Below are 6,452 nucleotides of genomic sequence, written 5' to 3'. Positions count from 1 at the left end.
GTTCGGAAGCGCGGCGGCGAACAGGGCAAGCGGCTCGGCACAGAGCCCGAACTACGCCGGAACGGGCGGGAGCGCACGCCCGCACAGGGCGCCCGGGCCCGACAGAACTGTTCGGAAGCGCGCCCCGCCAGGGGCGAGGCGTACGGCCCGCCGCGCCCGGACGGGGGCGAACGGCACTGCCGCGCGCCCGACGGGGACGGGCGGGATGCCCGGGACCCGGGCACGGCGAGGGCGGGGCGAAAGCGCGCCCGCGAACAGGGGCCAGGCGCACGGCTCGGGGTCCTGGCCCCGTGGAGACTGGTCAGGCATGCGCCCGGACGGGCCGAACGTCACGACCCGGCGCGCGGGCCCGGCGGCACAGCCCGGGGCCCGGACCCCGCAGCGCGGAACGCGAGCCGGGCGGGAACGCACCCCCGCACAGGGCAAGACGTATGGCCCGGCGCCCGGGCCCGGCGGAACAGGTCGGAAGCGCGCCCCGCCAGGGGCGAGGCGTACGGCCCGGCGCGCCCGCACAGGGCGGACGGCGCGGCCCGCGGGACACCCCCGCGCCCGAGCCCCGCCGGGTTACGGCTTGAACGGGCGGGCCGGCCAGGGGGCGTCCGCCTCGCGCAGGGCTTCCACCCCGTCGCCGGTCAGGGCGGCGTGGAGGGCCAGGACGCCTACCGCTAGGCAGTTGTTGTGCAGGTCACCGGCCAGGACGGCGCGTACCAGCTCGTCCAGCGGGATCCGGGCCAGCTCCATGTCGGCCTCCTCCTCGGAGACCTCGTAGCGCTCCCCGTCCGCCGCCGAGATCTCGCGCGCGAGGAAGATCCGTACGGCCTCGTCGCAGCCGCCGGGCGTGGTGTAGACGTCCGTCAGCACGCGCCAGTCCTCGGCCTTGACGTGCGCTTCCTCGTACAGCTCGCGCTGCGCGGCGCGGAGCGGGTTCTCGCCGGGGATGTCGAGGAGACCGGCCGGGATCTCCCAGAGCCGGTGGCGGACCGGGTGGCGGTACTGGCGCAGCACGATGACGCGGCCGGTGTCGTCGAGGGCCAGGACGGCGACGGAGCCGGGGTGGACCTGGTAGTCGCGCGTGACGGTGGTGCCGTCGGGCATGACGACCTCGTCGGTGCGCACGCTCGTCTTGTTGCCGGTGAACGGCGTCGCGGTGGCGACGGTCCGCCATTCCTCGGGGGTGTCCTGGATGCCCATTGCTCTGTCTCAGCGTCCTTTCCGCATGCGGTTGACCGGGGGCGGCGGGCCGCCCGGAGCGGCCCGCGCCCCCGTCAACCGTATCGGTCAGGCCCCGGCGGCCTTGCCCTGACCAGCGGTCTGTCGCTTGACTGCCGCCTTGACCAGACCCGCGAAGAGCGGGTGCGGGCGGGTCGGCCGGGAGCGCAGCTCGGGGTGGGCCTGGGTGCCGACGAGGTAGGGGTGGACGTCGCGCGGGAACTCGACGTACTCGACCAGCTTGTTGTCGGGAGAGGTGCCGGAGAAGACCAGTCCGGCCTTCTTCTCCAGCTCACCGCGGTAGGAGTTGTTGACCTCGTAGCGGTGGCGGTGGCGCTCCTCGACGTACGGCTGGTCGTCGTAGACCTCGCGGACGATCGAGCCCTCGGCGAGCTTGGCCGGGTACATGCCCAGCCGCATGGTGCCGCCCATGTCGCCCTCGCCAGCGACGATGTCCAGCTGCTCGGCCATGGTGGAGATCACCGGGTCGGTGGCGGCCGGTTCGAACTCGGTGGAGTTGGCGCCGGAGATGCCCGCCAGGTTCCGCGCGGCCTCGATGACGATGCACTGGAGGCCGAGGCACAGGCCCAGCAGCGGGATCTTGTTCTCGCGGGCGTAGGTGATCGCGCCGACCTTGCCGATGACGCCGCGGTCGCCGAAGCCGCCGGGGATGCAGACCGCGTCGCAGTCCTCCAGCTGCTGCCGGGCACCGACCGCCGTCTTGCAGTCGTCGGACGTGACCCACTTGATCTTCACTCGGGCGTTGTTGGCGAACCCGCCCGCGCGCAGTGCCTCGGTGACGGACAGATAAGCGTCGGGCAGGTCGATGTACTTGCCGACGAGCGCGACCGTGACCTCGTGGTCGGGCTGGTGGACCCGCTTCAGCAGGTCGTCCCACTGGGTCCAGTCCACGTCGCGGAAGGGCAGGTCCAGCTTGCGGACGACATAGGCGTCCAGCCCCTCGGAGTGCAGCACCTTCGGGATGTCGTAGATCGACTTGGCGTCGATGGCGGCGACCACCGCGGCGTCGTCCACGTCGCACATCAGCGAGATCTTGCGCTTGATGGAGGTGGGGACCTCGCGGTCGGCGCGCAGCACGATGGCGTCCGGCTGGATACCGATGTTGCGCAGGGCGGCGACCGAGTGCTGGGTGGGCTTGGTCTTCAGCTCGCCGGACGGGCCGATGTACGGCAGCAGGGAGATGTGCACCACGAAGACGTTGTCCCGGCCGACCTCGTGGCGGACCTGGCGGACGGCCTCCAGGAACGGCAGCGACTCGATGTCGCCGACGGTGCCGCCGACCTCGGTGATGACGACGTCCACGTCATCGGTGGCCATGCGCCGGATGCGGTGCTTGATCTCGTTGGTGATGTGCGGGATGACCTGCACGGTGTCGCCCAGGTACTCACCGCGCCGCTCCTTGGCGATCACGCTGGAGTAGACCTGGCCGGTGGTCACGTTGGCGGAGCCGTCGAGGTCGACGTCGAGAAAACGCTCGTAGTGGCCGATGTCCAGGTCGGTCTCGGCGCCGTCGTTGGTGACGAACACCTCACCGTGCTGGAACGGGTTCATGGTGCCCGGGTCGACGTTGAGGTACGGGTCGAGCTTCTGCATGGTGACCCGCAGACCCCGCGCCTTGAGGAGCGCACCGAGGCTGGAGGCGGTCAGGCCCTTGCCGAGTGAGGAAGCGACACCCCCGGTGACGAAGAGGTGCTTGGTCGTCATGGGCTTAGCGGCAATGGCCAAAAGGGGGCTCCCGTGGTCGCGTCGTGAGGGTGCGGTCCGGCTGCGGCCCCGCTGTCGCGGGGGTGCCGTCGCTGAGGTTCGGGGGTTTTGTGCCCGCCGCTCCACGGGCTACCAGGGTATCAGTGCCCCGCGGCGGCCGCTGGAGCCCGTCCGCGTGGCACGGCCCGCCGCACCTCCGCCGCACCGTACGCTGTCATGACAACAAAACGCGTATCGTCCGCATCTCGCATCGGCACACGCGACCCCGCGTCACCTCGCGTATCGCGACAGCCACCGCCCGTATGCGACCGCTCGACCCGGACGGACACCCACCCGTGATCCCGCCACCCGATCGGCGGTCGTGACGCGAGCCACGATATGGACGGGCTCAAGCGGATCACTGTCCTGCGTCGTATCCTGCTCGGACGAAACGCTACGAGCCCCGGCACGGCACCACCAGCTCGCCTCCGGAACAAGAGCTCGTCCAATATTTCCGGAGACCGTAAGCACGCCCGCAGGGGCAATGCGGCCGTTCGAATAGGGGAAGCACGTGGCCGGGCGTATCGAGGACTACGCACTCATCGGGGATATGCAGACCGCCGCCCTCGTCTGTAAGGACGGGACGGTCGACTGGCTGTGCCTGCCGCGTTTCGACTCCCATGCTGTCTTCGCCGGTCTGCTCGGCACTGATGAGCACGGGTTCTGGCGGCTGGGTCCCGCCCACGCCGCCGGTAGCGAGCCGCCGGTCGCCGACCGCCGCCGCTACCGGGGCGACTCGCTCGTCCTGGAGTCGGAGTGGGACACCCCGCGCGGCACGGTCCGCGTGATCGACTTCATGCCGCCGCGGGACGGCGCCCCGCAGCTGGTGCGGATCGTCGAGGGGGTCAGCGGCCGGGTGCCGGTGCGCTCCTCCCTGCGGATGCGCTTCTCGTACGGCTGGGTCGTGCCGTGGGTGCACAAGGTGGACTCGCGGACGGTCGCCGTCGCCGGTCCCGACTCGGTGTGGCTGGACACCGAGGTCGACACCTTCGGCAAGGACCTCACCACCTACGCCGACTTCACGGTCGCCCCCGGCGACCGGATCGCCTTCACCATCAGCTGGCAGCCCTCGCACAAGGAGCCGCCCGCCCTGCCCGAGCCGGAGGCCGCGCTGGAGGCGACCGAGGCGTTCTGGCGGGAGTGGGTCGAGCACTGCACGTACCACGGCCCCTACCGGGACGCGGTCGTCCGCTCGCTGATCACCCTCAAGGCGCTCACCTACGCCCCCACCGGCGGCATCGTCGCGGCGCCCACCACCTCGCTGCCCGAGGACATCGGCGGCGTACGGAACTGGGACTACCGCTTCACCTGGCTGCGGGACGCCGCGATCACCCTGTCCTCCCTGCTGCGCACCGGCTACCGCGAGGAGGCCCGCGCCTGGCGCGAATGGCTGCTGCGCGCGGTCGCGGGCGACCCGGAGAACCTCCAGATCATGTACGGCATCGCGGGTGAGCGCGAGCTGTCCGAGGCCGAGCTGACCTGGCTGCCCGGCTACGAGGACTCCCAGCCGGTCCGCGTCGGCAACGGCGCGGCGGGCCAGCTCCAGCTGGACGTCTACGGCGAGGTCACCGAGGCGCTGCACCTGGCCCATATGACGGGCCTGGCGCGCAACGACTACGCGAGCATTCTCCAGCTCAAGCTGATCCGCTACCTGGAGGAGCACTGGGACGAGCCCGACGAGGGCATCTGGGAGGTGCGCGGCCCGCGCCGGCACTTCGTGCACTCCAAGGTGATGGCCTGGGTCGCCGTCGACCGCACCGTCAAGCTCATCGAATCGGGCGATGTGGACGGCCCGTTGGACCGCTGGCGGGACCTGCGCGACGAGATCCACCGGGACGTGTGCGAGAAGGGCTACGACGCCGAGCGCAACACCTTCACCCAGTCCTACGGCTCCAAGGAACTGGACGCCTCCCTGCTGCTCATCCCGCAGATGGGCTTCCTGCCGCCGGACGACAAGCGCGTCATCGGCACCATCGAGGCGATCCAGCGCGAGCTGTCCACCTCCGACGGCTTCGTGATGCGCTACCCGACCGCGGGCGAGGACGCGGGCGTGGACGGCCTGGAGGGCGACGAAGGCGCCTTCCTCGCCTGCTCGTTCTGGCTCGCCGACGACCTGGCGATGATCGGCCGGGTCGACGAGGCCCGCAGGCTCTTCGAGAAGCTGCTCGCCCTCCGCAACGACCTGGGCCTGCTGGCCGAGGAGTGGGACCCGAACCTCCAGCGCCAGGTCGGCAACTTCCCCCAGGCGTTCAGCCACGTCCCGCTGATCGACACCGCCCTGCGACTGACCGCCTCCGGCGCGTACGGCGGCTGACGCGGTTGCCGTCACACCGGCCCCGCTGTTTATCTGTTAACGGAGGGCCGAAGTGACATTTCGCAATCACCAGGAGCTGGATGTGACGGTGGTCGCGGTGGCTCCCGTGGGCGCGAAGGTCGAAGTGGACGAGGGGGACGGCGCCACCGGGTTCATCGACCAGGTGAAGCACCCCTCCTGGTGGGACGAGAGCGTCGCACCGGCCCGGGTCGGCGACCAGATGCACGTCGTCGTCCTGGATGCCTCCCGCGAACCGCCCCGGTTCAGCGCGCTGGAGCGGGACATCGACATCGCGCGGCGGCTGCGGGGCGCCGGGCAGTGAGGGGCCCGCGGGCGTGGCCCGGGCACCTCTGAGCGCAATCGACAAGCCGGAACCGGATGGACACACAAGGAACGATCACCGTGGCACGGGCGCTGGATCTGCCCGCCCTGCGCCGTGGCCTCCCCGAGGTGGTGACCGGGGGCGAGCTGCTGGACCGGCCGGTGCGCTGGGTGCACGCGGGTGAGGCGCCGAACATCGCCGCCCTGCTCAAGGGCGGCGAGCTGCTGCTGACCACCGGTCTCGGCGTCGGCCCCCGCCCCGCCGAGCAGCGCGCCTTCGTCCGGCGGCTGGCCGAGCGGGGGATCGCGGCGCTGGTGGTGGAGCTGGGGCCGCGGTTCCGTACGCTCCCGGTGGCGGTGGTCGACGCGGCGCGCTCGTGCGGGCTGCCGCTGGTGCAGCTGCATCGTGAGGTGCCGTTCGTGGCGGTCACCGAGGAGATCCACACCGAGATCGTCAACGAGCACTACGCCCTGCTCCAGCAGGCCGATGTCGTGCACCGCCAGGGCACCGAGGTGCTGCTGCGGGGCGGCGGGGTGCCGGAGATCCTGCGGAACTTCGCGGAGTTCGCGGGCAATCCGGTGTTCCTGGAGACCCCCGACGGCCGGCTGCTGTACGCGGCCGGGCCCGCGGGCGTACGCCCCGGCGCCACCGATCCGCTCCAGGCGTGGGAGGGGCTGCGGGCCCGCCACGCGGACCGGCGGCCGTCCGAGCCGACGGCGGGCAGTGTGCTGGCCGATGTGCCGGGCGGCGGCCAGGGTCCCGGCGCGGTACGGGCCCGGCTGGCCGTGCTGCCGGTGGCCGCACCGCTCGGGCCGGTCCACCGCATCGCCGCCGAGCGGACCG

Annotated in this window: 5 protein-coding genes; 3 read left to right on the top strand and 2 right to left on the bottom strand. The window is 71.7% G+C overall.

Annotated elements, in window-relative coordinates; translation table 11 throughout:
- Positions 1 to 564: 564 nt before the first annotated feature.
- Both SSOG_RS35095 and SSOG_RS35090 read right to left on the bottom strand, forming a co-directional pair.
- Positions 565 to 1,191, bottom strand: coding sequence for an NUDIX domain-containing protein (locus SSOG_RS35095; protein WP_009719016.1), 627 nt, complete (start codon positions 1,189 to 1,191; stop codon positions 565 to 567).
- Positions 1,192 to 1,278: 87 nt separating this feature from the next.
- Positions 1,279 to 2,934: a CTP synthase gene (locus tag SSOG_RS35090; protein ID WP_009719015.1), complete on the bottom strand. Its 1,656-nt coding sequence runs from the start codon at positions 2,932 to 2,934 to the stop codon at positions 1,279 to 1,281.
- A gap of 550 nt (positions 2,935 to 3,484) precedes the next feature.
- Here SSOG_RS35090 and SSOG_RS35085 point away from each other — a divergent pair.
- The 3 genes from SSOG_RS35085 to SSOG_RS35075 all read left to right on the top strand — a co-directional run.
- A complete protein-coding gene (locus tag SSOG_RS35085) occupies positions 3,485 to 5,287 on the top strand; it encodes a glycoside hydrolase family 15 protein (protein ID WP_009719014.1) in 1,803 nt (600 codons plus the stop codon).
- 52 nt (positions 5,288 to 5,339) lie between these two features.
- Complete coding sequence (locus SSOG_RS35080; RefSeq protein ID WP_009719013.1) at positions 5,340 to 5,609, top strand: hypothetical protein; 270 nt, start codon at positions 5,340 to 5,342, stop codon at positions 5,607 to 5,609.
- Between the two features lie 56 nt (positions 5,610 to 5,665).
- A partial coding sequence (locus SSOG_RS35075; RefSeq protein ID WP_208867393.1) for a PucR family transcriptional regulator ligand-binding domain-containing protein occupies positions 5,666 to 6,452 on the top strand: 787 nt, incomplete at its 3' end.

This window comes from Streptomyces himastatinicus ATCC 53653, assembly GCF_000158915.1.
GTDB classification, from domain to species: Bacteria; Actinomycetota; Actinomycetes; order Streptomycetales; family Streptomycetaceae; genus Streptomyces; species Streptomyces himastatinicus.
The sequence above is the reverse complement of the archived record's forward strand: the minus strand, read 5'-3'. Positions and strand labels throughout refer to the sequence as shown.